Origin of the sequence: Streptomyces sp. NPDC053367 (assembly GCF_044545925.1) — a bacterium.
Lineage (GTDB): Bacteria > Actinomycetota > Actinomycetes > Streptomycetales > Streptomycetaceae > Streptomyces.
In genome coordinates, this window is sequence record NZ_JBITYN010000014.1 from 24541 (window position 1) to 50631 (window position 26091).

A 26091-nucleotide genomic window follows, 5' to 3' on the forward strand; every position below is an offset into this window, starting at 1 on the left:
AAGTCGCGTTTCAGCCGAGGACGAACGGAAGTCGCGCGGCGAGGCCGTCGCCGAGTGCCGCCCTCTCCGTGCCGGTCGGCGTCCGGCGCCCCGTGCCGATCCGCAGGGCGTCCTGGTCGGGGAACGACGCGGGGAACGGGGCCCCGGCGATCTTCTCCAGCGCCGCGCGGGCCGCGGCGAGGGTCTCACCGGGCGGTTGCGCGGCCGACGGCCGGTACGCGACGAGGTCCAGGTGGTGCAGGGTCCACTCGAGGACGTACGCCGAGAGGTAGTCGCCGACCGTCAGCACCTCGCCCTTGGTGCTCACCCGGAGGGCCGGGTCGGCGAGCGCGGCGGCGCGGCCCGCCGCCGAACCGACGTCGTCGAGATGGAACTTCAGCAGGGCCGGGTCGCCGTACGCGGCCGCCAGCCGGGGGATCAACGCGTCGAGCGGGTCGTCGCCGGTCGGTGGCTCGACCAGGTCCCAGTACGTGACGGCGTCCACGGTCGGCTCGGCCTCGGCGGGCGTGGCCAGGGTGATCAGGACGTCCTGCGCGTCGATGACGAGGTGGCACACCAGGTCCCGTACGAGCCACCCGGCGCAGCCGGAGGGCCGCTCGAAGTCCTCGTCCGGGGTCTCGGCCACGGCCGTGAGCAGTGCGGTCCAGGCGTGTGTGAAGAGGTCCACCGCGGCACCGTAGTGCGGCAACGTACGGCCGGACAACCGCGTTCCGGGCGGGCAGGGACGGCGGGTCGTGTCGGGCAGGGCCGCCCGGGCGGCGGTCGGCCTGCCACCCTCGGCCGGCCCCGGGCGGCGGTCGCACGATCGACCACGCGGCCCCCGCTCAGCCCCGCACAGCGGACGGCCGACACCGTCAGCCCCGACCGAAGTAGTCCTGCGACTCCACCGGTCGTCGCACCTCAATGAACTCGTTCGGCTTGGGCACTTCACGCCCCGCCGCGCGCCACTGCTGCACGAGTTCCTCGTAGATCGGTGTGCCCGCATCCCGAGGGGGCTGCGGGTGCGGGGGCCGCCCTTCGGGCTGGCCGGCTCCTGGCGACGTCATCCCCGGGTCTCACGCCTTCCCCTGGCTGAACGTTTCTCCCTGCTGGTGCAGAATCGATTTGTTCCATGGCGCTCATGCCTGCCCACCCCGGCCACCGCGCATCCTCCGTCCATGGGGTGAACCGGCGCACGGCAAGCACCCTTGGAAGCACTCCGCAAGGAGCGCGCGCCCCCTGAGGGGCCGTCAGCCATGGAGGTCCCGGCGGGTGGCCGCGGCACGCCCGCCGTATCGTCACCCACCCGGAGCAGCCACAGGATGTGAGAGGTGAGGGCATGAGCAGCGAACCAGCGCACCCGGCCGGGAGTACCGAGCCCTCCTACCTCACCGCGGTCCGGGAGTCGTACGACACCGTCGCCGCCGCCTACGCCGCGCTCGTCAAGTCACCCGCCGAGCTGGACCCGTTGTCGCGGGGCATGCTGGCCGCCTTCGCAGAGCTCGTCCGCGCCGACGGGCCGGGGCCGGTCGCGGACGTGGGGTGCGGGCCGGGCAAGGTGACGGCGTATCTGGCCGCTCTGGGCCTGTCTGTGTTCGGGGTCGACGTGTCGCCGAGGATGGTCGGGCCGGCGCGGGCGGCCCATCCCGGTCTGCGCTTCGAGGTGGGGTCGATGACGGGGCTGGACCTGGACGACGGCTCGCTCGGCGGCGTCCTGGCGTACTACTCCACGCATCACACCCCGCCCGCCGAACTGCCCCGCCTGTTCGCCGAGTTCCGCCGCACCCTGGCACCCGGCGGGCACCTGATGCTCGCCGGGCACGCGGGCGAGGGCCGGCGCCGGCGCCCGACGCATGCCTACGGCGGGCTTCCGGTGTCCTACGAGTCCCACCTGCTGCCCCCGGAACGGCTCGCCGCGCTGCTCGGTGAGGCCGGCTTCGACGTCACAGCGCGACTTGTACAGCCGCCGGAGATGGACGGGAGGAGCACGATCGCGACCTTCCTCGCCCGTCGGCGGCCCTGAGCCCGGGAGGCCCGGACGAGGCGAGTGTACGTCCGTACGCTTTGGAGTGTACGATCGTACGCATGGTGACGGACCACTTCGCGGGCGACCCGCGCACGAACCTCGAGCGCATGCTCGCGGGCGATCTCTACATCGCCGACGACCCGGAGATCGCGCGGCGCCAGCAGGAGGCCGTGCGGCTGGCGGCGCGGTATCAGGCGGCCTGCGCGGAGGACGCCGGCGCGGCGCGGGCGGTACTCGTCGAGCTGCTCGGGTCGCTGGGCGAGGAGGCGCATGTGCGGCCGCCGCTGTACGTCGACTACGGCAGCAACATCAGCATCGGCGCGCGTACCTTCGTGAACTACAACCTCACGGCGCTGGACGTCGCGGCCGTCACGATCGGCGAGGACTGCCAGATCGGCCCGAACGTGCAACTGCTCACGCCCACACACCCGTTGGAGCCGCAGCCACGGCGCGACAAGCTGGAGGCGGCGCGGCCGATCACGATCGGGGACAACGTGTGGCTCGGCGGCGGAGTGATCGTGCTGCCCGGTGTGACCATCGGGGACAACTCGGTGATCGGCGCGGGCTCGGTGGTCACCAAGGACGTGCCCGCGAACGTCGTGGCCGTCGGCAACCCCGCCCGCGTGGTGCGCGAGCTCTGACGTCATGGCCACCGGACACACCGACCCGCAGCGCCGCGAGCGCATCCTCGACGCGGCCCTGGACCTGATCGCCGAGGAGGGCGTCGCCGGCGTGTCGCACCGCAAGATCGCCGGGCGCGCGGGCGTGCCGCTGGGGTCGATGACGTATCACTTCAGCGGGATCGACGATCTGCTGCGGGAAGCGTTCGGACGGTTCGTCGAGCACTTCGTCGCCGTCTTCGACGCCCATCTGTCCGCGCCGGCCGGCCGCGAGGAGGCCAGGCAGGCAGTGGCGGATCTGGTGCACGTGCTGTCCGAGGGCAGCCGGCGCGACCTCGTGCTCACCCAGGAGCTGTACACGCTCGCCGCGCGCCGGCCGGAGTACCGGGAGCTGACCCATGAGTGGATGCGGCGCAGCCGGGTCCATCTGGAGAAGCACTTCGATCCGGACACCGCGCGTCAACTCGACGCGCTGATCGAGGGTCTGACGCTCCATCGGGCCCTGGCGCAGGAGCCTCACGGGCGTGCGCTGACCCTGGAGGCGATCTCCCGCATCACCGAGACCGGTCGGCGGGAGGGCTGAGCCGCCCGTGCGGCACGGAACCTGACGCCGTGCCGCACGGGCCTTTCACACAGGGCGCGTTCAGGCGCCGACGTACTCCGCCAGGTGCTCGCCGGTGAGGGTGGAGCGCGCGGCGACCAGGTCGGCGGGCGTGCCCTCGAAGACGACGCGGCCGCCGTCGTGGCCGGCGCCCGGGCCGAGGTCGATGATCCAGTCGGCGTGCGCCATGACCGCCGGGTGGTGCTCGATCACGACGACCGACTTACCGGAGTCGACCAGCCGGTCGAGCAGGCCGAGGAGTTGGGCGACATCGGCCAGGTGCAGGCCGGTGGTCGGCTCGTCCAGGACGTACACGCCGCCCTTGTCGGCCATGTGCGTGGCGAGCTTCAGCCGCTGGCGCTCACCGCCGGAGAGGGTGGTGAGCGGCTGGCCGAGGGTGAGGTAGCCGAGGCCGACGTCGGCGAGCCGCTGGAGGATCTTGTGCGCGGCCGGGAGGCGGGCCTCGCCGTCGGCGAAGAACGCCTCGGCCTCGGTCACCGACATCGCGAGCACCTCGCTGATGTCGCGGCCGCCGAGGTGGTACTCCAGGACGGAGGCGTCGTAGCGCTTGCCCTCGCAGTCCTCGCACACCGTGGACACGTCGGCCATCATCGCCAGGTCGGTGTAGATGACGCCGGCGCCGTTGCAGGTGGGGCAGGCGCCCTCGGAGTTGGCGCTGAACAGGGCGGGCTTGACGCCGTTGGCCTTGGCGAAGGCCTTGCGGATCGGCTCCAGCAGCCCGGTGTAGGTGGCCGGGTTGCTGCGCCGGGAGCCGCGGATGGGGCCCTGGTCGACCGAGACGACGCCCTCCTCCGCGGGGATCGAGCCGTGCACCAGTGAGCTCTTGCCGGAGCCGGCCACGCCGGTGACGACCGTCAGCACACCGAGGGGGATGTCGACGTCGACGTCCTGGAGGTTGTGCGCGTTCGCGCCGCGGACGGGGAGCTTGCCGGTGGGCCTGCGGACCGAGTCCTTGAGTGCGGCCCGGTCGTCGAGGTGGCGTCCGGTGACGGTGCCGGCCGCCCGCAGGCCCTCGACCGTGCCCTCGTAGCAGACGGTGCCGCCGCCCGTGCCGGCACCGGGGCCGAGGTCGACGACGTGGTCGGCGATCGCGATCGTCTGCGGCTTGTGCTCCACGACGAGGACGGTGTTGCCCTTGTCGCGCAGGCGCAGCAGCAGGTCGTTCATCCGCTGGATGTCGTGCGGGTGCAGACCGGTGGTGGGCTCGTCGAAGACGTACGTCACGTCGGTGAGCGAGGAGCCGAGGTGGCGGATCATCTTCACGCGCTGCGCCTCGCCGCCGGACAGCGTGCCGGCCGGGCGGTCCAGGGAGAGGTAGCCGAGGCCGATCTCCGTGAACGACTCCAGGGTGTGCCGCAGGGACTCCAGCAGCGGCGCCACGGAGGGCTCCTTCAGCCCGGCGACCCATTCGGCGAGGTCACTGATCTGCATCGCGCACGCGTCGGCGATGGAGACGCCCTTGATCCTGGAGGCGCGGGCGCCCTCGGCGAGGCGGGTGCCGTCGCACTCGGGGCAGGTGGTGAAGGTCGTGGCGCGCTCCACGAAAGCGCGGACATGCGGCTGGAGGGCGTCGATGTCCTTGGACAGCATCGACTTCTGGATCTTGGGGATCAGCCCTTCGTAGGTCAGGTTGATGCCCTCGACCTTGATCTTGGTGGGCTCCTTGTGGAGGAGGTCGTGCAGCTCCTTCTCGGTGAACTCGCGGATGGGCTTGTCCGGGTCGAAGAAGCCGCAGCCCCGGTAGATCCGCCCGTACCAGCCGTCCATGGTGTAGCCGGGGATGGTCAGGGCGCCCTCGTTCAGCGACTTGGAGTCGTCGTAGAGCTGGGTGAGGTCGATGTCGGAGACCGTGCCGCGGCCCTCGCAGCGCGGGCACATGCCGCCGGTGCGGCTGTAGGTCGCCTTCACTGCCTTCTTGTCGCCGACCGCGATCGCGCCGCTGCCGCGGACCGAGGGCACATTGAAGGCGTACGCGCTGGGCGGGCCGATGTGCGGGTCGCCGAGGCGGCTGAAGAGGATGCGCAGCATCGCGTTGGCGTCGGTGGCGGTGCCGACGGTGGAGCGGGGGTCGGCGCCCATCCGCTTCTGGTCGACGATGATCGCGGTGGTGAGGCCGTCGAGGACGTCGACCTCGGGCCGCGACAGCGAGGGCATGAAGCCCTGCACGAACGCGCTGTACGTCTCGTTGATCAGCCGCTGCGACTCGGCGGCGATCGTGTCGAAAACCAGGGAGCTCTTGCCCGAGCCGGACACCCCGGTGAACACGGTGAGCCGCCGCTTGGGGATCTCGACGCTGACGTCCTTGAGGTTGTTCTCGCGGGCGCCGATCACCCGGATCAGCTCGTGGCTGTCCGCGATGTGCGGCGCCGACAAGGGGTCCGGCTGCGTGTCCGTCTTGGTCGCCCTGCTCATCCTGTCTCCATGTGCCCTCGCGCGTCCGTACGACGTCACCCTAGACGCGACCGGGCGGCGGGGGCTTCTCCGTTCCTGACCGGGTTACCTTTCGGCGGTGGCCGGGGCCCGCCTGCACCGTGCCGTCCTTCAGCGGGGTGCCGTCCATCGCGGTGTCCGTGAGGGTGGTGCGCACCTCGGTGACGACCTCGCAGGGTGCCTGCTCCTTGAGCCACCGCGGCTGCTGTGCGGGCGGCACGATCAGGGGGAACGGCGTGGCCTCCACAGGCGTCCAGGCGGCCTCGGGGATGTCCCGGCACGTGACCTCGCCGCTGTCGCAGGCCCTGACGCCGGACGTGGTGTTCTGGGGGCCGCTGGGCCGCAGCGAGGGCGTCGCGGCGGTCCAGCGGTTCGTGCTGGACCTGCGGCACCACCCGGCGGGCGCGGGGACGATGGTGCGCTGCTCCGCGGTGGACATGCCCGGTGAATGGGCGCGCTACCAGTGGGTGTTCACGACCCCGGACGAGGGGCCCCGGCTGGCGGGGACGGATGTGGTGCACCTGCGCCGCAGTCTCGTCGACCAGATGATCGTGTTCGCCGGGGACGTCAAGCCGTCCCCTGAGCGGCGGACGCGGGCGCATATCCGGGTGCGGCGCCGATCGCCGCTCTGCCAGCATGGCCGGATGGATCACCGTCTCACTTCCCTGGTCGTACGGCACACCCACCGCGTCCCCGTCGCCTCCTCCGGTGTGACGCCCGGTCAGAGTGTCGCGGCAGCCAGGCAGTTGGACTCGGCGCTGATGTCCGCCGGGTTCAAGCTGTCGGCTGAGCTGCTGGAGCGGCTGGCCGGGCTGCCGGAGGCGGCGGTCGTGGAGACGGGGCGGCGCACGCTGGACACCGTGCGGGAGATGGTCGGCGACCATGTCCGGCACAACACGTACTTCCGCGACTTCCCCGCCGGGGTGCCCGACACCGAGGACTTCTGGCTGAGCTGCATCGCGGAGGCCCTCGCCGACGAGGCCACCCGCGCCGGGACGCTCGACCAGCTGAGCGAGGGTGTCGTCGACCTGCTGACGCTGCCGTCGTACGGCAGGTACCAGCACACCTACGAGGACATGCTCGCCGCCCACGACGAACTGATCGAGGCCGCGGGCGACCGGGTCACGGTGCTGCACGCGGGCGGCACCCCGGACTCGGAGGTGACCGCGCTGTATCTGGCGCTGGCCGGGAGTGTCACGCCGCTCGGGGAGGAGCACCTCGCGGACCTGCGGACGCTGGCCGGGGTGTGCGCCGAGGGCCCGCAGCCGGCGGAGATCCCGGTGCGGGAGAACCGTGCGATCGTCAACGCGGCGCGGCTGAAGGCGGGTCGCCCGCTGCTGCTGGACACGGTGACGGACGTGCTGCGCCTGGCGTGCGCGCTGTCGGACGGCGATGTGACGCTGCGGGAGCCGACGCGGTTCGTGCGGCTGTCCCGGCCGGCGCGGCGTGCCCTGCTCACCGGGCTGGACGCGGTGGTGGGCGCCTCCCCCGGCAAGCTCGCCGATGTGGCGGCGTACGCGGAGCGGTGGAAGCGGCTCGGTGAGCGGCTGCACCCGCACGAGTACCCGCGCCTGGCGCACGCGGCCGCCGTGTTCGCGGTCGCGCGCGGTGAGCGCCGGGTGCCGTCGCTGGAGGGCCGGGTGGAGGAGCTGCTGGCGCGCGGGGAGGTGGCCGGGGCGGCGCAGTTGCTGGCGTCCGCGCCGGGCCGGCTGTACCGCGCGCTGGACCGGCTGCTGCGCACGGCGTCCGATGAGGCGGAGCGGGACGCCGTCGTCGCGGCCGCGCGGCGCACCGCGGGGCAGGTGTCCGGCCGGGTGCTGCTGTCCGTGCGGGAGCATCTGCACAACCGTTGCGGCGCGAGCGACCGGCAGCGGGTGTTCGTCAACCGTGCGGGCGGCGCCTGGGTGGCGGCCGACGACCGGCCCCGACTGCCCGAGACCGGGCGCGCGGCGCTGGTCGCCGCGCTCGACGCGGAGACCGCGCGCCGGCTGCCGGACCCGGGGCATCTGCTGATCGAGCCCGGGATGCTGGACGTGGCCCTTCCGCTGAGCGGCCGTGCGGCCGCGTCCGGGTTCGGGGTGCTGCCGCGCGGCTCGGTGTCGCGGGTCGAGGGCGAGCTGCTGCGGTTCTTCGTGTACTGGAGGCAGACCCGGCGCGACACCGACTACGACCTGTCGGCGCTGATGCTCTCGGCCGAGTACAAGACCCTCTCCTGGCTGTCGTGGACCGCGCTGGCGGCCGTCGAGGGCGAGCACTCCGGGGACGTCACCGAAGCGCCCGACGGGGCCTCGGAGTTCATCAACCTGCGGCTGGGCGCGGTGCAGGGCGCGTACATCGTGCCCCAGGTGAACGTCTTCTCGGGTGAGGACTTCGAGACGGTGGAGGAGTCGTTCTTCGGGTTCATGCTCCGCGACGCCGAGCAGCGGGGCCTCCCCTTCGAACCGCGCACGGTACGGCTGAAGTCGGAGCTGCGCGGGCCCGGCCGGGTGGCGCTGCCGCTGGCCTTCGCGCGTGACGCGGACGGCCGCTGGTACGCGAAGTGGCTGCACGTGTACCTGAAGGGCAGTCCGTCGGCGAACCGGGTGGAGGCCAACCGTGTCACGGTGTCCACACTGCTGCGGGGCGCGATGGCCCACGAAAGCCTGACGGTCGGTCACCTCGTGGACCTGCTCGGCGACCGGGCCTCCTCCGTCACGCTGTGGGACGGCACGACGCCCCCGCCGCACCCGGTCACCTTCCTCGGCCTCACCCGGCCCGAGGGGCTCCACCCGGACTCCCGCGTCTACACCCCGGAAAACCTGCGCGACATGATCCCCGCGTGACTGTTAGCGTGGCCCGCGGCGAGGCCATGAGGGGGCTTCCTTCTACCACTCCTTGATGTAGTCCTCTCGCTCTCCTCGCCGCTCACGTGAGGTGCGGGGCGTCGCAGCGGCGGCGCCCCGCATCCGTGTGCCGGGCCGCCGCGAGCCGCCCGCGTCAGCCCCCTACCGGTCCCGGCGGCTCATGAACGCCCGGCGGCCTGTGGCGAGATGGTCGAGGACGAGGGACTCCACGCGGTCGGCGTCACGGGCGGCGACGGCGTCGTACAGGGCCTCGTGCTCGCGGGCCATGGCGAGCAGGTCGTCGTGCCGGCCGAGCAGCCAGCGCATACGGCTGCGCAGTACGCCTTCCAGTGCGCTCAGCAGCTCGTTGGCGGCGAGCTGGACGACGGTCTGGTGGAAGTCGGCAGCGGCGCGGCGGGCACGTACGGCGTCGCCGGCGCGGGCGGCGTCCAGTTCGGCGTCCAGGTCGGCCCGCAGCCGCTCCAGACCGGCCCGGGTGTGCCGCTGGGCGGCGAGCCGGAAGGCGAGGGTCTCCAGTGCGGAGCGGACCTCGTCGAGGTCGGCGACGTCGCTGGGGCCGAACTCCCGGACCACCGCCCAGCTGCGGGGCCGGGGCGTGACCAGGCCCTCGGCGACGAGCGTCTTGAGGGCGTCGCGGACCGGCAGGCGGCTGACCCCCAGCTGCTCGGCGACCTCGCGCTCGACCAGGCGGCTGCCCGGGCGGCGTACTCCGTCCAGGATCTCGTCGCGCAGCTGCCGCGTCACCCGCGCCGACTCAGGGGTGAAGTCCCCAGACGCAGTCATGCTCGCCCTTCTCCCGTACCGACCGCCGCGCCGCCGTGGTTCACGCGGCACACCGACCCTAGCGCCGGCCGGGCGTGGCTGGAGCAGGCGCCCGTCCCGCGCCACGGCCTCGCCCGCGTGGACGACGAGGTCCCGGGGCGGCAGGTCGACGAGGACCTGCGGCAGGCACTCGCCGCGGACGAGGACGAAGTCGGCCGGGCCGGCCGGGCCGAGGTCGGCGCGGGGCAGGCCCATGACGTCGGCACCGCCGTGCGCGGCGGTCTCGTAGCAGGCGCGGAGCTCGTCGTCGAGGCGCACGTCGGTGACCCGGCCGAGGAGGTGCGCCCGATGGAGCATGCCGGCGTTGCGAAGGGGCTCCAGGAGTCGCGTACGCCGTCGGAGCCGAGGCCGACGGTGACGCCGTGCGCGCGCAGCTTCGCGAGGGGCAGCACGAGGTCGCGGATGGGAAGACCACGGCGTCGCGCGGTGCGGCCGGAGGCGTCATGGGTTTCGAGGCGTGCGGTGTCGTGGGTTCTGTATACCAAAACAGCAGCACACCCTCCGAGTGCGCCTTGCTAGCCGACGAAGCCGTGATATTTGGTATCCCATCCGGAAGCCCGCCGCACTGTCACACGCCTCCGGTACTGTCGCAGCGTGAAACTGACCATCCTGGGCGGCGGGGGTTTCCGCGTGCCGCTCGTGTACGGCGCTCTCCTCGGCGACCACGCCGAGGGCCGGGTCACGCACGTGACCCTGTACGACCTCGACGCGGCCCGGCTGTCCGCGATCGCCCGGGTGCTGGCCGAACAGGCCGCGGGCCACGCGGACGCGCCGCGGGTTGCCGTCACCACCGACCTCGACGAAGCGCTCAAGGGCGCCGACTTCGTGTTCTCCGCGATCCGGGTCGGCGGTCTCGAGGGCCGCGCGGCGGACGAACGCGTGGCCCTCGCCGAAGGCGTGCTCGGGCAGGAGACGGTCGGCGCGGGCGGTATCGCGTACGGGCTGCGCACACTGCCGGTCGTGGACCACATCGCACGGCGGGTGGCGGCGCTCGCCCCGGACGCGTGGTTCATCAACTTCACCAACCCGGCCGGGCTCGTCACCGAAGCCATGTCCAGGCGCCTCGGCGACCGGGTCATCGGCATCTGCGACTCCCCCGTGGGCCTCGGCCGCCGGGTGGCCCGCGCGCTGGGGGCGGCCCGGCCGGAGGAGGCGTGGATCGACTACGTCGGCCTCAACCACCTCGGCTGGCTGCGCGGGCTGCACATCGACGGCCGCGACGAACTCCCCCGCCTGCTCGCCGACCCCGAGCTGCTCGGCGGCTTCGAGGAGGGCAAGCTCTTCGGCCCGGAGTGGATCCGGTCGCTGGGCGCGATCCCCAACGAGTACCTGCACTACTACTACTTCAACCGCGAGACGGTACGGGCGTACCAGGAGGTCCCGCAGACGCGCGGGGCGTTCCTGCGGGAGCAGCAGGCCCGCTTCTACGACCGGATGCGCGATCCGGCGGCGCCCGCGCTGGCGACCTGGGACGCCACCCGGGCCGAGCGCGAGGCGACCTACATGGCGGAGAACCGCGAGGCGGCGGGGGCCGGCGAGCGCGACGAGGCGTCGCTGACGGAGTCCGGCGGCTACGAGCAGGTGGCGCTCGCGCTGATGCGGGCCATCGCGCGCGACGAGCGCACGACGCTCATCCTCAACGTCCGCAACCGCTCGACGCTGTCCGTCCTCGACGAGGACGCGGTGATCGAGGTGCCCTGTCTGGTCGACGGCAACGGCGCCCACCCGGTGGCCGTCTCACCGCTGCCCGCGCATGCGACGGGACTGGTGTGCGCGGTCAAGGCGGTCGAGCGCGAGGTGCTCGCCGCGGCCGAGTCGGGTTCGCGCGCCACGGCCGCCAAGGCCTTCGCCCTGCATCCGCTGGTCGACTCGGTGGAGGTGGCGCGGCGGCTGGTCGACGCCTACCGGGCGGTGCATCCGGGGCTGGCGTATCTGGGCTGAGGTGAGCTTGCGGCCACGGAGGGAGGAGCGACCGGCCGGGTGCGTCCGGGCCGGAAGTCGGGCAGGACGGCGGCGAGTGCCGCCACGGCTTCGGCGGTCCCGGCGAGGCTTCGGCGCTCCCGGCGAGGCCGGCGAAGAACCGGTCACTGCGCGGTCGGGCGCCGAACCGGTCCGCGACCGGCCCGGTGCTGCGCGGCTCCGGACGGACCGCCGCGCCGCCGAGCTGACGACCGCGCCTCGTAGGCTGGGCGTGTGTCACCCTCCTCCCGTCTGCGTCGTGTCGCCGTCCTCGTGCTCGAAGGGGCGAAGCCGCTCGATGTGGGCATCCCGGCGCAGGTGTTCACGACCCGGGCGAGCATGCCGTACGAGGTGCGGGTGTGCGGGGCGGAGCCCGGGCTCGTCACCGGCGGGGACGGGCTGTCCTACCACGTGGCGGACGGGCTGGACGCGCTGGGCTGGGCCGATGTGGTGTTCGTGCCGGGCTACCGGTTCCCGGACCGGGAGGACCCGCCGGCCGCGGTGGTGGAGGCGCTGATCGCGGCACACGAGCGGGGCGCGCGGCTCGCGGCGATCTCCACGGGTGCCTTCGCGCTGGCCGCGACGGGGCTGCTGGACGGGCGGCGGGCCACGACCCACTGGCACTACACGCGGGCGCTCGCCGAGCGGCATCCGCTGGTCGAGGTCGACGAGAACGTGCTGTTCGTGGACGAGGGCAGCGTGCTGACCTCGGCGGGTGCCGCGTCCGGCATCGACCTGTGCCTGCACATCCTGCGCGGCGACCTCGGGGTGGCCGCCTCCAACCACGCGGCCCGGCGTCTGGTGGCGGCGCCGTACCGCAGCGGCGGACAGGCGCAGTACGTGCCGCGGACGGTGCCCGAACCGCTCGGGGAGCGGTTCGCGGCCACCCGCGAGTGGGCGCTGCGCCGGCTGGACGAGCCGCTCACTCTGGAGACGCTGGCACGGCACGCGGCGGTGTCGGCGCGGACGTTCTCCCGGCGGTTCGTGGAGGACACCGGCTACACGCCGATGCAGTGGGTGATGCGGGCCCGCATCGACCGGGCGCGGGAGCTGCTGGAGCGTTCCGGTCGCAGTGTCGAGCAGATCGCGGGCGACGTCGGGCTGGGGACTGGGGCCAATCTGCGGATGCACTTCCAGCGGGTCCTCGGGACCACGCCGAGCGAGTACCGGCGCACCTTCACCCGGGGCGAGTGACACCGTCCCGGCGGGTTGGCGTGATCCTTGCGGACCATGGCGCTCTCGCCCAGGTCACGGGCGGGCGCGGCGCGCGAGGCTGGTGACGCACCAAGGGACGAGGGGACGAAGGGACACACCACTCATGACCCGCATCGCCATCAACGGTTTCGGCCGCATCGGCCGCAATGTGCTGCGCGCCCTCCTGGAGCGCGACAGCGCCCTGGAGATCGTCGCCGTCAACGACCTCACCGAGCCCGCCGCGCTGGCGCGGCTGCTCGCCTTCGACACCACGTCGGGCCGGCTCGGCCGTCCGGTGAGCGTCGACGGCGACACGCTCGTGGTGGACGGCCGGCGCATCAAGGTGCTGGCCGAGCGCGAGCCGGCCCGGCTGCCGTGGGCCGAGCTGGGCGTCGACCTCGTGCTGGAGGCGACGGGCCGGTTCACCTCGGCGAAGGCGGCCCGGGCGCACATCGACGCGGGTGCCAGGAAGGTGCTGGTGGGCGCGCCGTCGGACGGGGCCGACGTGACGCTGGCGTACGGCGTGAACACCGACGCCTACGACGCCGAGCTGCACACCGTCGTCTCCAACGCCTCCTGCACGACCAACGCGCTGGCCCCGCTGGCCGCCGTCCTGGACGAGCTCGCGGGCATCGAGCACGGCTTCATGACGACGGTGCACGCCTACACCCAGGAGCAGAACCTCCAGGACGGCCCGCACCGCGACCCGCGCCGCGCCCGTGCCGCCGGTGTGAACATCGTGCCGACCACGACGGGCGCCGCGAAGGCGATCGGCCTGGTGCTGCCGGGCCTGGACGGCAAGCTGTCCGGCGACTCGATCCGGGTGCCCGTGCCGGTGGGCTCGATCGTCGAGCTGAACACCACCGTCGCCCGGGACGTCACGCGCGAGGAGGTGCTGGACGCCTACCGCAAGGCCGCCGAGGGGCCGCTGGCCGGGATCCTGGAGTACTCCGAGGACCCGCTGGTGTCGTCCGACATCACCGGCAACCCGGCCTCGTCGATCTTCGACTCGGAGCTGACCCGGGTCGACGGGCGCCACGTCAAGGTGGTCGCCTGGTACGACAACGAGTGGGGCTTCTCCAACCGCGTCATCGACACGCTGGAGCTGCTCGCCGCCGGCTGAGCCGCCACCGCCCCCACGCCCAACTCCCCGTCCAGGACCGCCCGGACGGGGAGTTCGGCTGTCCGGGGGTGCGCCTTCTGGGGCAAGATCGTCCGGAATCACCCCGGACCGCCGCACAAGCGCGGCTTCCCCCAATTGGCCAATTAACCGCCAATCCCCCAGCCCTGCAAGGATATTGACGGATAGTCATAACTTCACATGGTGATAGGATCACCCCGCACTTGCGGAGTGCGGACAGATAGGCGCACCGCTGGTTCACCCCCGCATTGACGGAGATTCAACCATCTGACCGTCAGTCGCCTGAAGAGAGTCTTATGACGTACATACAGAACCCACTGGTGTGGGCTCTCCTCGTCGCCACCCTCGTCGCGGTCGCCGCCTTTGTCCGCCAGCGCAGAGCGGCCAAGTCCCTGCGACGGGACGTCGACGGGCTGAGGGCTCATTACTCCGAGCTGGAGACCGACTACGCCAAATCCGTCCAGGCAGCTCAGGAGCAGGCCGAGGAAGCGACGAAGACAGTTCTGAAATCCGCCATGCGCACCCTTCAGGGTCTCGCCGCGGAACAGCAACTCGTCATCTCAGGACTGCAGAACAAGTACGGTGAGTCGGCCATTCTCCAGGACCTCCTGGAAATCGACCACACCAATTCCCAGTTCGGCCGCCGAGCCCAGTCCATTGCCGTGCTCTGCGACGGCTGGCTCGGCCGGCAGCGCGAAGTCGCCTCGGTTTACGACGTGGTGCGCAGCGCCCAGGGCCGCATCCGCCACTACCGGCGGGTGGAAATTCTGTCCCAGGTGGACTTCGCCATCACCAGCCGAGCGGTCGAACCGGTCGCCCTGGCCCTCGCGGAGCTCCTCGACAACGCCACCAGCTATTCCAGCCCGGACAGCGTCGTCGAGATCAACATCCGTACCGTGCCCAAGGGCATCTGCATCGTCGTCGACGACGCGGGTGTGGGCATGAACGACGAGGAACGCGCCCGGGCGACCAAGCTGCTGTCGACCGAGCGGGTCTCCGGCGTCTCCGGGCTCGGCAATCCGCCGCAGTTCGGCTTCGCGGTGGTCGGCGTGCTCGCCGAACGCTTCGGCTTCGAGGTGTCGGTGGACTCCAGCTCCCCCTACGGCGGTGTCCGCGCCGTCCTCCTCCTCCCCCACGAACTGCTCACCAGCATGCCGGACAAGCGCGTGCCCGCGGCGGGCGCCCCGGCCGCCGCCGGGCTGTCCCGCGGTGGCCCCGAGCCCGCCGCCCCCGTCGCCTCGACGGCCGACGGGCTGCCCAAGCGGCGCCGCAAGCGGCCGATGACGATCGTGCCGGGCAGCGCCCCGGCCTCCCCCGCCCCGGCGCGCTCGCACGCGGAGACCGCGGCGATCATGGGTGCGTTCCAGCGGGGCACGCAGTCCGGTCGCTCCACGACCCCGGACGCGGCCCCGGCGGAGCAGACGAACGGCATACCCGGTGCAGGCACTGAAGGACATGAGGTCTCGTGAACGACGATCTGGCATGGATGCTCGACAGCGCCCTGGAGATTCCCGGTGCCCTGCACGCGGTCCTGATCTCCGCCGACGGTCTGTTGATGGCGCGTACGAAGGACTTCGACAAGGACAACGCGGACCGGGTGGCCGCCGCGATGAGCGGAGTGCAGTCGCTCAGCCGGTCGCTGGGGTTCTTCTGCGAGGGTGACCACCAGCAGTGGCGGCAGACGCTGGTCGAGTTCGACGGCGGCTGGGTGTTCCTGATATCCGCCGGCGAAGGCGCCTACCTCGGTGTGTCGGCCACCCCCGACGTCGACATGGCCGACATCACCTTCCGGATGCAGCAGCTCGTCGGCCAGCTGGGCAAGGCGCTGACGACGCCGCCCCGCGAGAACCTGGGTGCCTCGTCATGAGCGGGGCGGACGCGTGGGAGCCGGAGGCCGCCGAACTGGTCAGGCCGTATGTGATCACCCGTGGGCGGGGTTTACCCGATGAACAGCAGCTCTCGCTGATCACCCTGGTCACGGCGGCCGAGGACCACCAGCAGCGGCCCACCCGCCTGTCGCCCGAGGAGCAGCAGCTGCTCGACATCTGCTCCGCCGGCTATCTCTCGGTCGCCGAGATCGCGGGGCACACCCATTTCCCGCTGGGTGTCGTGAAGATCGTCCTGTCCTCGCTGGTCGAGGGCGGCTATCTCATCACCCGCCCGCCGGTCGAGCGCGCCCCCGTCGCCGACCTGGAGATCCTGGAGGAGGTGCTGCATGGTCTCAGGGCCAAGTTTGGATGAACGGGACTACGTCCGCGGCGGAGCGCACCAGACGGCCGTCAAGATCCTGGTCGTCGGGCATTTCGCGGTGGGCAAGACCACGTTCATCGGCTCGATCTCGGAGATCGTCCCCCTCACCACCGAGGAGACGATGACCCGGGCCGCCGAGGCCGTCGACGACCTCAAGGGCGTCTCCGGCAAGACCACCACCACGGTCGCCATGGACTTCGGGCGCCTCACCATCAGCGACCGGGTCGTGCTGTACCTGTTCGGCACACCCGGGCAGCAGCGCTTCGTGCAGATGTGGGAGGACATGGCCCGCGGCGCGCTGGGGGCGCTGGTGCTGGTGGACCCCGAGCGGCTGGCCGACTCCTTCCCGGTGATCGACCTGATCGAGAGCTACGGCCTCGACTACGCCATCGCCGTCAACCACTTCGACGCCACACCCCTGCGGGAGGAGCGCGCCCTGCGCGAGGCGCTGGACCTGCTCGACGACACCCCCGTCGTCACCTGCGACGCGCGCGACGAGCGATCGTCGGCCCAAGCACTGATCACCCTGGTCCGCTATCTGCTGGACCGCGCCTCCTAGGAGCAAGCACATGGACGACCGTTCCCCCGCCCCGGTGCCGCCGCCCGGGTGCCCGGCGCACGGCTCCGGCGGCCGAGTGCCCCTGTACGGGCCGGAGTTCGCGGCAGATCCGCAGGCGTACTACGCCTATATGCGCCACTACGGGCCCACCGCGCCCGTCGAACTCGCGCCGGGGGTGGAGGCGACGCTCGTCACCGACTACCAGACGGCGCTCCAGCTGTTGCAGGACTCCGGCTCGTTCCGCAAGGACTCGCGCCACTGGCGGGACCTCGAGGACGGCAAGATCCCGGCGGACAGCCCGGTCGTGCCCCTGCTCGCCTACCGGCCCAACTGCCTGTTCAGCGACGGCGCCGAGCATCTGCGGATGCGCCAGGCCGTGACCGACAGCCTGAGCCGCGTGGACCCCCGCCGGATCACCCGCACCACCGAGCAGGCGGCCGACTACCTCATCGCCCAGTTCGCCGGCCGGGGTTCGGTCGACCTGCTCGGCGACTACGCCAAGCAGTTGCCGCTGTTCGTGTTCAACGAGCTCTTCGGCTGCCCCGCCGACATCGGCGACCGCGTCCTGTTCGGCATCTCCGGGATGTTCGACGGTGTCAACGCGGAGAAGGCGACCGAGGTCCTGCTGCGCGCGGTGTGGGACCTGATCGCACTCAAGCGGAACCGGCCCGGCGAGGACGTCACCTCGTGGCTGATGCGGCACGAGGCGCAGCTCACCGACGAGGAGATGGTCCACCAGCTCGCTCTGCTCCTGGGCGCGGGCGCCGAGCCGTTGCGCAGCCTGGTCGGCAACACCCTGCACCGGCTGCTCACCCATGACCGGTACGCCCACGGTGGCGGGCTGATCGAGGAGGCCGTGGACGACACGCTCTGGGAGAACCCCCCGATCGCGAACTACGCGGCCCACTACCCGGTCTCCGACATGGAGTTCGCCGACACACGGCTGTCGGCGGGTGACCTGGTCCTGGTGAGCTTCGCTGCCGCCAACACCGGACCGGCGCTGTCCGCCGCCCGTCAGGCGGGCAGCAACCGCGCCCACCTCGCCTGGAGCGCGGGTCCGCACGCCTGCCCCTCCAAGGAGACCGCCCGGCACGTCACCGTCACGGCCGTCGAGCGCCTGCTCAACCAGGTGCCCGACGTCGAACTGGCGGTGCCCGAGGACAGCCTGACGTGGCGTCCGGGCCCGTTCAACCGGGCACTGGTCACCCTGCCGGCCCGCTTCACCCCCGTACAGCCGGTCCGGCAGCAGGCGGCGCAGGTGACGGAGACGGCGGCGCCGCAGGCCGCCGCGGACGGCGGACCCCGGCGGACGGGGCTGTGGAGCCAGTTCCTGAACTGGCTGGCGAAGTGAGCACTACGACCACGTGATGCACATGACACGCACCAGTCCCTCACGACCGCATGAACCCCGGGCCGGAAGGGTAACGATCGCTTCCGTATCGGTTCCCGGTCGAAGGAAGGTTCGTGTCCCGAATATCCGCAGGCGCCGCGCGAGTTCGCCCATGCAGACCCGGGCGGCGTACCCACAGCCGTAGCGCCAGAGGTCAACTTCACAGACAGCAGGGGAAGATACCCGCCCTCAGCGGCGGGTATCTTCTTGCGCCCACGGCCCTCGCCGGGCCCGGCGCGTCCTGCGGTGTCCGCCGGGGGCGCCGATGAGGGGCAACCGGTACTTCCTGGCCTCGCCGACGCTCGGCTGCTTCACTGCACGGCAGTTGGTGCGGCTGAGCGACATCGCCGGGCTCACCCCGGGCGATGCCGCGGCCTATGCGGACGTACTCATCGACACGCTCGGACCCGTGGCCGCACGGCGTCTCGACGAGCCGCCGCCGTACCGGACCTTCCTGTCCGACGACCACACGCCCGTCGAGTACTCCTTCGCGTTCGTGCCGGGCGCGGCCCCGATGCTGCGGGTGCTGCTGGAACCGGGGTGCGGTGCCGACGGCCTGGCGTCCAACGGCCGCGCCGGTCTGCGCCGGGTGCGGGAGATGGCCCGTGCCTGGAACTTCTCCACCGACCGGCTCGACGAGCTGGAGGACCTGTTCTTCCCCGACCGCCCCGAGGGCCCGCTGGCACTGTGGCTGGCGCTGGAGCTGTGCCCCGGCGGGGTGCCCAAGGTCAAGGTGTACCTCAACCCCGCCGCCTCCGGGGCGGAACGTTCCTTCGCCACGGTCAGGAAGGCGATGCGACGGCTCGGCCACGCCAAGGCGTTCAAGTCCCTGCCCGCCGCGGACGGCTTCCCCTTCCTCGCCCTCGACCTCGGCGACTGGGACACGCCCCGGGTGAAGGTCTACCTCCGGCACGACGGCCTGTCGGCGACCCGGGCGCCGGGCCTTTCCCGGATGCCGGACGGACCCGCGCCCGCCGAGGTCACCGAGTTCTTCCGCACGGTGGCCGGCCTCGACCCCTCCGGCGCCGCAGACGCCGTCCCCCTGACCGGGCGGCCCGTGCTGAGCTGCCACGCCTTCACCGACACCACGGCCGAGCGACCGAGCGGCTTCACCCTGCACATCCCGGTACGGGACTACGTCCGGCACGACGGCGAGGCCCTGGAGCGGGCGGAGACCGTGCTCGCCCGGCACGGTGTGGACCCCGCGCCGCTGCTCGGGTCGCTGCCCGCCGTCACCTCGCGCCTGCCCGAGGAGGGCATCGGGCTCATCGCGTATCTCGCGCTGGTCCACCAGCAGGGCCGCCCGCCCCGGGTGACGGCCTACCTGTCCTCCGAGGCGTACGCCGTTCGGCCGCCGCTGCGGGTGCCGGGCCGACGCGCCGCGATGGCCGTCTGACCCGGCCGGGACCCAGGACCACGGGTGCGGTCGGCGTCGCCCGCACCCCCCGCCGGGGCCGGCGTCAGCCGTCCTCGCCCAGCTGCCGCAGATAGGGCACCACTTCGACCTGGAGGGAGGAGCCCTCGCTCTCCCCGTACCGTTCGGCGATCTGGCCGAGGTGCGCGGCGATCTCCTCCCGCATCACCCGCGGCGACGGCAGCCGGGCGGCACCGGCCACGATCCGGGCCACCCAGTCGCTCTGCGCCTCCACGAGCCGGGTGATCGTCCCCACGGGCCGCACCAGACCGACGAAGTACAGACCGGGCCGCTCGGGCGCCACGACCCGCTTGTACAGCTCGACCGACCCGCGCGGCCCGTTCGGACAGCCGTCGGGCAGGAACGGGAACGCCATGCGGTAGCCGGTGCAGTAGACGATCGCGTCGGCCTCCTCCACGCTGTCGTCGGTGAAACGGACCGCGTTGCCGGCCAGGGAGTCGATCCCGGGCCGCGGGATCACGGCGCCGTGGCGTATCCGGCTGAGGATCTCGTCGGAGATCGTCACCGCCGAGGCGAAGATCGGGTGGTCCGGCTCGGGCAGCCCGTAGTCGCCCAGCCGGCCCCGCGAGACCAGCAGCGCCTGCTCCACGAACCGCCGCTGCTCCGGCAGCGACATCCGGCTCCACCAGGGGGCGTTGGCGATCTGGTCGAGCGTCAGCCCGAACAGCTGCTTGGGCACGATGTGCAGCCCCCTGCGCACCGACAGCACGGTCCGCGCCGCGTGCCGGGACAGATCGGCGGCGATGTCCACCGCCGACGCGCCGACACCTACGACGACCACGCGCTGTCCGTCGAAGTCGCGGCCGTCGTGGTAGTCGAGGGCGTGCAGGATCTTGCCGCCGAAGGATGTGTGGCCGGACGGCAGCGGATCCGGCAGGTTGGGCAGGGTGTGGTGCCCGGAGGCCACCACCACGTGGTCGAACTGCCGGGTTCTGTCGGTGCCGTCGGCTCCCCGGCTGACGACCGACCAGTGCCCGTCGGGCTCCTGACGGACCGACAGCACCTCGGTGCGCAGCTCGATCCGGTCCCGGAGGCCGGCCCATTCGGCGAAGTCGCGCAGATATGCGGCCATGTCGCTGTGCCGCGGGTAGAGGGGGAGGGAGTCGGCCATGGGGAACCCGGTGTACGCGGTGAGTTCCTTGGCCGAGTTCAGGTGCAGCGCCAGATAACCGGGCCCGCGCTCACCGGCCTGCGGCTGCCGCCAGATGCCGCCCACGTCCGGCGCCTTCTCCAGGCACACATGGTCGATGCCCCGTGCCTGGAGGGACCGCATGACGGCGAGTCCGGACAGGCCCGCACCGATCACACACACGCTCAAGGATTCCCCCACAAGTGTCATTGGATAGCGAGGAACATCCTTGCCCCTTCGGCTCCTCCCTCACACGGTGATCTGGAACACCGCAGTCCGGGAGTCCGCCGGCCGTTCAGTGCGTGACGGGGGTGAGGTCGGCGGCGCCGAAGGAGACCGAGAAGCGCTTGCACCACAGCACCGCGCTGCGGAACCCGGACAGGTCCGTGCCGGCCGGGACGGTGTAGTTCTGGTTGCCCAGGTTGCCCTTGAGCTCGCCGAGTTGGACCGCCCCGTCGCCGAGGCCCGTGCGCACGTCGTCGGCGTCCCGGGTGGAGAGGTAGACGCGGACGTCGGGGCCGTCGGAGGTCCTGAGGTCCTCCAGACGCAGCACCTGGGCGCCGTCGGCGAGCCGGACCGTGCGGGCGGTTCCGCTGGTGTCGTGTTCGTGCGTGACGAAGGAGCCCTCGGCGAGGTTCTCGGGCGCGGGGTCCCTGGCCGGTTCCGTCTTCCCCGTGGCCTCGGCGGCGGTCGGCCCGGCGGCCTCGACGGCGGTCGGCAGGGCCTCGTCCACCCTGGTGTCGGTGAACGCCGTCCAGGGCTGGAAGAGACAGAGCCCGATGGCGACGGCGACCGCCGTGACCAGGGCGGCGGAGACGACCGTACGACGGGACACGCGGGACACCGGGAACCTCCTGCGGGGACGGCGCGGGGCGGCCGACCGCCGGCCGCTCCCCTGACCCGCCCAGCCAACACTCCGCCGCGCCCGCGCGGAACCGGCGCGGCGGCGCCGTAAGACTCCGGTAATGCCGTGCGGCCGCCGGGGTCAGGCCCGGGTGAGGTCGTCCACCGTGCGGGCGACCGTGCCGAAGAGGTCCCCGATGGTGGTGAGGGCGGCCGTGTGGAGGGTGGCCGCGGGGACCACGCTGCCGTCGGGGGCGGCCAGCGACCGGGTGGCGGAGGCCTCGGCGACGACGGTCGGCCGGTAGCCGAGGGCGAACGCGCCCTGGGCGGTGAAGGTGACGCACATATGGGTCATGAAGCCGGCCAGCACCAGGTCCTTCCCGGCGCCGAGTCCGCGCAGCGTCTTCTCCAGCTCGGTGTCGCGGAAGGCGTCCGGGAACTGCTTGATCACGACGGGTTCGCCGTCGGTGGGGGCGACCTCGGGGCTGATGGCGCCGATCTCGGCGCGGATGTCGTACGGCGAGTCCGGGCCGCCGTCGTTGACGACGTGGACGACCGGGGCACCGGCGGCGCGTGCCGCGGCGAGCAGCCGGGCACCGGCGGCGAGGGCCTCGTCCGCGCCCTCGAGCGCCATCACGCCGGTGCGGTAGGTGTTCTGGTAGTCGATCAGGACGACGGTGGCGTCGGCCAGCCGGGGAAGCGCGTTGTCGAGACCGACGACGTCACGCAGGGTGCTGGAGACGGGCATGGCGAAGCTCCTTCGGTGCAAGGGGAGTTCGAGGAAGTGGTTCTCGGGGTTCAGCTCGTCGTGCGGAAGCGGCGGCGGTAGGCGGCCGGGGTCGTGCCGAGCTGCTTGCGCAGCGCCCGGTGGAGGGTCTCCACCGAGCCGAGTCCGCAGGCGGCGGCGACCTCGTCGAGCGGCTGGTCGGTGCTCTCCAGCAGCCGGCGGGCCGCCTCGACGCGGGCGGCCTCGACGTAGGCCGCCGGTGTGGTGCCGGTCTCCTGGCGGAAGACCCGGGCGAAGTGCCTTTCGCTCAGGCACATCCGCGCCGCGAGCGCCGGGGTGGTCAGGTCGCCGTCGAGGTGGTCGGCGATGTGCAGGCGCAGTTCGTCGATGTCCCGGCGGGAGGCCGGAGGCCGGCTCAGCGGGACGGAGAACTGGCTCTGGCCGCCCTGGCGTCTGAGGTACATCACCAGCTGCCGGGCCACGGCGAGAGCGGCCTCCTCGCCGAGGTCCTCGGCGACCAGCGCCAGCGCGAGGTCCATGCACGCGCTGATGCCCGCGCCTGTCCACACCGACCCGCTCCGTACGAAGATCGGGTCGGGGTCGACGGTCACCTCCGGGTTCTCGGCGGCCAGTTGGGCGGCCGTCGACCAGTGGGTGGTCGCGGTGCGGCCGTCCAGCAGTCCGGCCGCGGCCAGCAGATGCGCGCCCACGCACACCGACGCCACCCGCCGGGCGCCGGGTGCCACCCGCTCGACCCACGCGACGACGTCCTCGTCGATCCGCGCGACCGGCCCGCCGGGCAGCACGTCCACCGCGCCGGGCACCAGGAGGGTGTCCAGCACACCGTCGACGTCGTCGAACGCGAGGTCCGCGAGCAGCCGCACGCCCGCCGAGGTGGTCACCGGGCCGGAGGTGGGCGCCGCGAGCTGCACGGCATAGCCCGCCCGGCCGCCGGTCTCCCGGTTGGCCAGCGCGAACACCTCGGCCGGACCGGTGACGTCGAGGAGGTCGACATCGGGGAAGACGGCGATGACGACTCGGCGGTTCGTGGACATGTCTCCATGGTCGACTTCCCCGACGGCGACCGCAATGACGCCGTTCTGTCACATCCGGCCACGCCGTTACGGAGGTTAGGGTCCTGCCATGACTGTGCTGCACGGCACCCAGGTCGTCCTGCGCCCGGCGACCGAGGACGACATCCCGGCCCTCGCGGCCATCCGCGCCACGCCGGAGGTACGCGCCCGCTGGCGGGGCGGCGACGACCTGGCGGCGGAGGTGGCGGAGGATCTGGCCGACCCCGGCACACGGGTGCTGGCCATCGAGGTCGAGGGCAGGGTCGCGGGCCAGATCCAGTGGTACGCCGAGGAGGACCCGGAGTACCGCCACGCCGGCATCGACCTCTTCCTCGACCCCGCCGTCCACGGCCGCGGCCTGGGCACCGACGCCGTACGCACCCTGGCCCGCCACCTCGTCGACGACCACGGCCACCACCGCCTCGTCATCGACCCGGCCGCCGACAACGCCCCGGCGATCCGCTGCTACACCAAGGCCGGCTTCCGGCCGGTCGGCATCATGCGCCAGTACGAACGCGGCGCCGACGGCACCTGGCACGACGGCCTGCTGATGGACCTGCTGGCCGATGAACTCCCCCGCTGACCCACCCTGGTCCGTACCAACCCCTTGCCGTCCTCCTGTTCACGCTTCAAGCTCCCCCCATGGACCTGGAGTTGCGGCATCTCAAGACGGTGCGGGCGATCGCCGACGCGGGGAGTCTCACCAGGGCGGCGTCAGTGCTCGGACTCGCGCAGCCCGCGCTCAGCGCGCAGCTCAGACGCATCGAGCGGGCGCTGGGCGGGGCGTTGTTCGAGCGGGGGCGGTTCGGGGTGCGGGCGACCGCGCTCGGGGAACTGGTGCTGGACCGGGCGCAGATCGTGCTGCCCGCGGTGAGCGAGCTGCAGCGGGAGGCGGTGCGCTTCGCGCGGGGTGAGCGACGTGCCCCGGAGCGGCTGCGGCTCGGCGGGACGCACGGGCCGTTGCTGGGGGCGCTGGTGGACCGGCTCGCGGACGCCGTGCCCGAGGCGACCGTCACCACCTGCGCCTCCTGGTCGGAGCGGGAGCTCGCGGAGCTGCTGGCCGAGGAACGGCTGGACTTCGCGCTGACCGGCACCTGCGGTTCGGCCGCTCCCCCGGGCGGGCCGGAGGTGGTGTGGCAGGAGATCGCCGTCGACCCGGTGTTCGTGATGCTCGCCGACCACCACCCGCTGGCCGGGGGCCGGGGCGAGCTGGAGCTGGCCGCGCTGGCCGAGCAGGAGTGGGCGTGCGTGCCCGGCGACGGGTGCTTCGCCGACTGCTTCACCGCGGCCTGCGCCCGCGCCGGGTTCGCGCCGCGCCGGATGTACGAGACGGACACCGCGTCCGTCGTCCATCTGGTGCAGGTGGGGCGCGCGGTGGGGCTCTGCCGGGCCGTCTTCCCGCCCACGCCCGGGGTCGTCACCCGCCCGCTCGCCGGTACGCCCCTGCTGTGGCGGCATCTGCTGGGCCGCCATCCGCAGGCCCAACGGCCGGACACCGCGGCGACCGTGCTCGCGCAGGCCCGTGCCGCGCACGCCGTCGCGGCGGCGCGCAGCGGGAGTTACTCGGACTGGATGGCCGTCCGCGAGGCGGCGCGCGTTCCATAACACCGGGGCAGGGGGTCGAACGATGTCTTACCGTCCCCGGCCCCGCCTCCCTACGGTTTCGGCACCGCCCACCGATTCCGAGGAGACCTCCCCATGCTCCCACGACATGCCAGAGCCGCCTGTGCGGCCGCGGCGGCGACGGCTGCCCTGCTCGTGTCCGGGCTCAGCGGCACCGCGAGCGCGCAGCCCGAACCCGCCGCGGCGACCCTCCGTACGGCCGACGCCCCGCCTGCGCTGCTCCGCGCCATGGAGCGCGACCTGGGCCTGGACCGGCGGCAGGCCGAGCGCCGCCTCGCCAACGAGGCCGAGGCGGGCGCCACCGCCGGACGGCTGCGGGCCGCGCTCGGCGGGGACTTCGCGGGCGCCTGGGTGCGCGGCGCGGAGTCGGCCAGGCTGACGGTGGCCACCACGGACACCTCCGACGTGGCCGCGATCGAGGCACAGGGCGCGGACGCGGTCGTCGTACGGCGTTCCCTCGCCGCCCTGGACGCGGCGAAGGCCCGGCTGGACCGGGCGGCGGCCCGGCACGCCTCCCCCGACACGCCCGTCTGGTACGTCGACGTCCGCACCAACTCGCTGGTGGTGCAGGCCGTTCGGGCGGAGGCCGGGCGTGCCCTGCTGGCGGCGGCCGGGGTCGAGGGCCGGGTGGAGGTGTCGGCCGAGCGGCCGCGTCCGCTGTACGACCTGCGGGGCGGCGACGCGTACTACATGGGCAGCGGCGGCCGTTGCTCGATCGGCTTCCCGGTGACGCGGGGCACGCAGCAGGGCTTCGCCACGGCCGGTCACTGCGGTCGCGCGGGCACCAGCACGTCCGGCTCGAACCGGGTCGCGCAGGGCACCTTCCAGGCGTCGGTGTTCCCGGGCAACGACATGGCGTGGGTGGCCGTCAACTCCAGCTGGACGGCGACGCCGAACGTCAACGGCTCCGGCGTGCAGGTGGCCGGGTCCGCGCAGGCGCCCGTGGGTGCGTCGGTGTGCCGCTCGGGCTCGACGACCGGCTGGCACTGCGGCACGGTCCAGCAGCACAACACCAGCGTGACCTACCAGGAGGGCACGGTCAGCGGTGTCACCCGGACGTCGGTGTGCGCCGAACCGGGCGACTCGGGCGGCTCGTTCATCTCCGGCAGCCAGGCGCAGGGCGTCACCTCGGGCGGCTCGGGCAACTGCACCTCCGGCGGGACGACGTTCTTCCAGCCGATCAACCCGATCCTCCAGTCGTACGGCCTGACGCTGAAGACCACCGGAAGCGGCCCGGGCGACCCCGGTGATCCGGGCGACCCGGGTGAGCCGGGTGAGCCGGGCGGCACCTGGGCGGCCGGGACCGTCTACCAGGCCGGCGACACGGTGACCTACGGCGGCGCGACGTACCGCTGCCTCCAGGGCCACCAGGCGCAGCCGGGCTGGGAGCCGCCGAACGTGCCGGCGCTCTGGCAGCGGGCCTGAG

The 26091-nt window shown here is 72.7% G+C and carries 24 protein-coding genes and 2 pseudogenes; 17 read left to right on the forward strand and 9 right to left on the reverse strand.

Annotated features, from left to right (window positions below; all coding sequences use genetic code 11):
• Positions 1-10: 10 nt before the first annotated feature.
• Positions 11-667, reverse strand: coding sequence for a maleylpyruvate isomerase N-terminal domain-containing protein (locus ACIGXJ_RS33150; protein WP_399653398.1), 657 nt, complete (start codon positions 665-667; stop codon positions 11-13).
• A 651-nt stretch (positions 668-1318) separates the two neighbouring features.
• On the opposite strand from ACIGXJ_RS33150, the gene ACIGXJ_RS33155 reads away from it, so the two are divergent.
• From ACIGXJ_RS33155 to ACIGXJ_RS33165, 3 genes are all read left to right on the forward strand, one after another.
• Positions 1319-2002 (forward strand): class I SAM-dependent methyltransferase, encoded by a 684-nt coding sequence (locus ACIGXJ_RS33155; protein WP_399653400.1) that lies wholly within the window; start codon positions 1319-1321, stop codon positions 2000-2002.
• Between the two features lie 62 nt (positions 2003-2064).
• On the forward strand, positions 2065-2646 hold the full coding sequence (locus ACIGXJ_RS33160) for a sugar O-acetyltransferase (protein WP_399653402.1): 582 nt from the start codon (positions 2065-2067) through the stop codon (positions 2644-2646).
• Positions 2647-2650: 4 nt separating this feature from the next.
• Positions 2651-3208 carry a TetR/AcrR family transcriptional regulator gene (locus ACIGXJ_RS33165; RefSeq protein WP_399653404.1) on the forward strand — a complete coding sequence of 186 codons (558 nt, stop codon included), beginning with the start codon at positions 2651-2653 and terminating at the stop codon, positions 3206-3208.
• Between the two features lie 60 nt (positions 3209-3268).
• On the opposite strand, the gene ACIGXJ_RS33170 is transcribed toward ACIGXJ_RS33165, so the two are convergent.
• Entirely contained in the window at positions 3269-5659 is a 2391-nt protein-coding gene (locus ACIGXJ_RS33170; protein WP_399653407.1) for an ATP-binding cassette domain-containing protein, read from the reverse strand.
• A 40-nt stretch (positions 5660-5699) separates the two neighbouring features.
• Positions 5700-5924, reverse strand: coding sequence for a hypothetical protein (locus ACIGXJ_RS33175; RefSeq protein WP_399653410.1), 225 nt, complete (start codon positions 5922-5924; stop codon positions 5700-5702).
• Between the two features lie 31 nt (positions 5925-5955).
• Between ACIGXJ_RS33175 and ACIGXJ_RS33180 the strand changes: the two are divergent.
• Together ACIGXJ_RS33180 and ACIGXJ_RS33185 are read left to right on the forward strand one after the other, a co-directional pair.
• Positions 5956-6255: pseudogene (locus ACIGXJ_RS33180) on the forward strand (nuclear transport factor 2 family protein); the annotation flags it as partial.
• Positions 6256-6321: 66 nt separating this feature from the next.
• Entirely contained in the window at positions 6322-8499 is a 2178-nt protein-coding gene (locus ACIGXJ_RS33185; protein WP_399653852.1) for a hypothetical protein, read from the forward strand.
• Positions 8500-8661: 162 nt separating this feature from the next.
• Here ACIGXJ_RS33185 and ACIGXJ_RS33190 read toward each other — a convergent pair whose 3' ends face one another.
• Complete coding sequence (locus ACIGXJ_RS33190) at positions 8662-9303, reverse strand: GntR family transcriptional regulator (RefSeq protein ID WP_399653854.1); 642 nt, start codon at positions 9301-9303, stop codon at positions 8662-8664.
• An 84-nt stretch (positions 9304-9387) separates the two neighbouring features.
• Positions 9388-9749 (reverse strand): annotated as a pseudogene (locus ACIGXJ_RS33195) (amidohydrolase family protein); the annotation flags it as partial.
• A 187-nt stretch (positions 9750-9936) separates the two neighbouring features.
• On the opposite strand from ACIGXJ_RS33195, the gene ACIGXJ_RS33200 reads away from it, so the two are divergent.
• The 9 genes from ACIGXJ_RS33200 (at position 9937) to ACIGXJ_RS33240 (ending at position 19231) form a co-directional block, all read left to right on the forward strand.
• Positions 9937-11283 (forward strand): 6-phospho-beta-glucosidase, encoded by a 1347-nt coding sequence (locus ACIGXJ_RS33200; protein WP_399653413.1) that lies wholly within the window; start codon positions 9937-9939, stop codon positions 11281-11283.
• Positions 11284-11535: 252 nt separating this feature from the next.
• Complete coding sequence (locus ACIGXJ_RS33205) at positions 11536-12495, forward strand: GlxA family transcriptional regulator (protein WP_399653416.1); 960 nt, start codon at positions 11536-11538, stop codon at positions 12493-12495.
• A gap of 124 nt (positions 12496-12619) precedes the next feature.
• Positions 12620-13618, forward strand: coding sequence for a type I glyceraldehyde-3-phosphate dehydrogenase (gene gap, locus ACIGXJ_RS33210; RefSeq protein ID WP_399653419.1), 999 nt, complete (start codon positions 12620-12622; stop codon positions 13616-13618).
• 314 nt (positions 13619-13932) lie between these two features.
• Positions 13933-15105 carry a sensor histidine kinase gene (locus ACIGXJ_RS33215; protein ID WP_399653421.1) on the forward strand — a complete coding sequence of 391 codons (1173 nt, stop codon included), beginning with the start codon at positions 13933-13935 and terminating at the stop codon, positions 15103-15105.
• Complete coding sequence (locus tag ACIGXJ_RS33220; RefSeq protein WP_399653424.1) at positions 15102-15503, forward strand: roadblock/LC7 domain-containing protein; 402 nt, start codon at positions 15102-15104, stop codon at positions 15501-15503. The genes ACIGXJ_RS33215 and ACIGXJ_RS33220 overlap by 4 nt, the downstream gene beginning before the upstream one ends.
• Positions 15500-15877: a DUF742 domain-containing protein gene (locus ACIGXJ_RS33225; protein WP_399653427.1), complete on the forward strand. Its 378-nt coding sequence runs from the start codon at positions 15500-15502 to the stop codon at positions 15875-15877. The genes ACIGXJ_RS33220 and ACIGXJ_RS33225 overlap by 4 nt, the downstream gene beginning before the upstream one ends.
• Positions 15852-16445 carry a GTP-binding protein gene (locus ACIGXJ_RS33230; RefSeq protein ID WP_399653429.1) on the forward strand — a complete coding sequence of 198 codons (594 nt, stop codon included), beginning with the start codon at positions 15852-15854 and terminating at the stop codon, positions 16443-16445. Before ACIGXJ_RS33225 ends, ACIGXJ_RS33230 begins: the two co-directional genes overlap by 26 nt.
• A 10-nt stretch (positions 16446-16455) precedes the next feature.
• Positions 16456-17796, forward strand: coding sequence for a cytochrome P450 (locus ACIGXJ_RS33235; protein WP_399653432.1), 1341 nt, complete (start codon positions 16456-16458; stop codon positions 17794-17796).
• A gap of 304 nt (positions 17797-18100) precedes the next feature.
• Positions 18101-19231, forward strand: coding sequence for a tryptophan dimethylallyltransferase family protein (locus ACIGXJ_RS33240; protein ID WP_399653434.1), 1131 nt, complete (start codon positions 18101-18103; stop codon positions 19229-19231).
• 64 nt (positions 19232-19295) lie between these two features.
• On the opposite strand, the gene ACIGXJ_RS33245 is transcribed toward ACIGXJ_RS33240, so the two are convergent.
• The 4 genes from ACIGXJ_RS33245 to ACIGXJ_RS33260 all read right to left on the reverse strand — a co-directional run bounded on the left by ACIGXJ_RS33245 (position 19296) and on the right by ACIGXJ_RS33260 (position 23024).
• Positions 19296-20588: a flavin-containing monooxygenase gene (locus tag ACIGXJ_RS33245; RefSeq protein WP_399653856.1), complete on the reverse strand. Its 1293-nt coding sequence runs from the start codon at positions 20586-20588 to the stop codon at positions 19296-19298.
• A gap of 106 nt (positions 20589-20694) precedes the next feature.
• The gene (locus tag ACIGXJ_RS33250; RefSeq protein ID WP_399653437.1) at positions 20695-21243 is read right to left on the reverse strand and encodes a DM13 domain-containing protein; all 549 of its coding nucleotides are present in this window, start codon (positions 21241-21243) and stop codon (positions 20695-20697) included.
• A gap of 141 nt (positions 21244-21384) precedes the next feature.
• Positions 21385-21990 carry an isochorismatase family protein gene (locus tag ACIGXJ_RS33255; RefSeq protein WP_399653440.1) on the reverse strand — a complete coding sequence of 202 codons (606 nt, stop codon included), beginning with the start codon at positions 21988-21990 and terminating at the stop codon, positions 21385-21387.
• A 50-nt stretch (positions 21991-22040) separates the two neighbouring features.
• Complete coding sequence (locus ACIGXJ_RS33260) at positions 22041-23024, reverse strand: GlxA family transcriptional regulator (RefSeq protein WP_399653442.1); 984 nt, start codon at positions 23022-23024, stop codon at positions 22041-22043.
• An 88-nt stretch (positions 23025-23112) separates the two neighbouring features.
• On the opposite strand from ACIGXJ_RS33260, the gene ACIGXJ_RS33265 reads away from it, so the two are divergent.
• The 3 genes from ACIGXJ_RS33265 to ACIGXJ_RS33275 all read left to right on the forward strand — a co-directional run bounded on the left by ACIGXJ_RS33265 (position 23113) and on the right by ACIGXJ_RS33275 (position 26090).
• Positions 23113-23625 (forward strand): GNAT family N-acetyltransferase, encoded by a 513-nt coding sequence (locus ACIGXJ_RS33265; RefSeq protein WP_399653445.1) that lies wholly within the window; start codon positions 23113-23115, stop codon positions 23623-23625.
• Positions 23626-23684: 59 nt separating this feature from the next.
• A complete protein-coding gene (locus tag ACIGXJ_RS33270) occupies positions 23685-24647 on the forward strand; it encodes a LysR substrate-binding domain-containing protein (protein ID WP_399653447.1) in 963 nt (320 codons plus the stop codon).
• 93 nt (positions 24648-24740) lie between these two features.
• A complete protein-coding gene (locus ACIGXJ_RS33275) occupies positions 24741-26090 on the forward strand; it encodes an alpha-lytic protease prodomain-containing protein (protein ID WP_399653450.1) in 1350 nt (449 codons plus the stop codon).
• Position 26091: the final 1 nt, after the last annotated feature.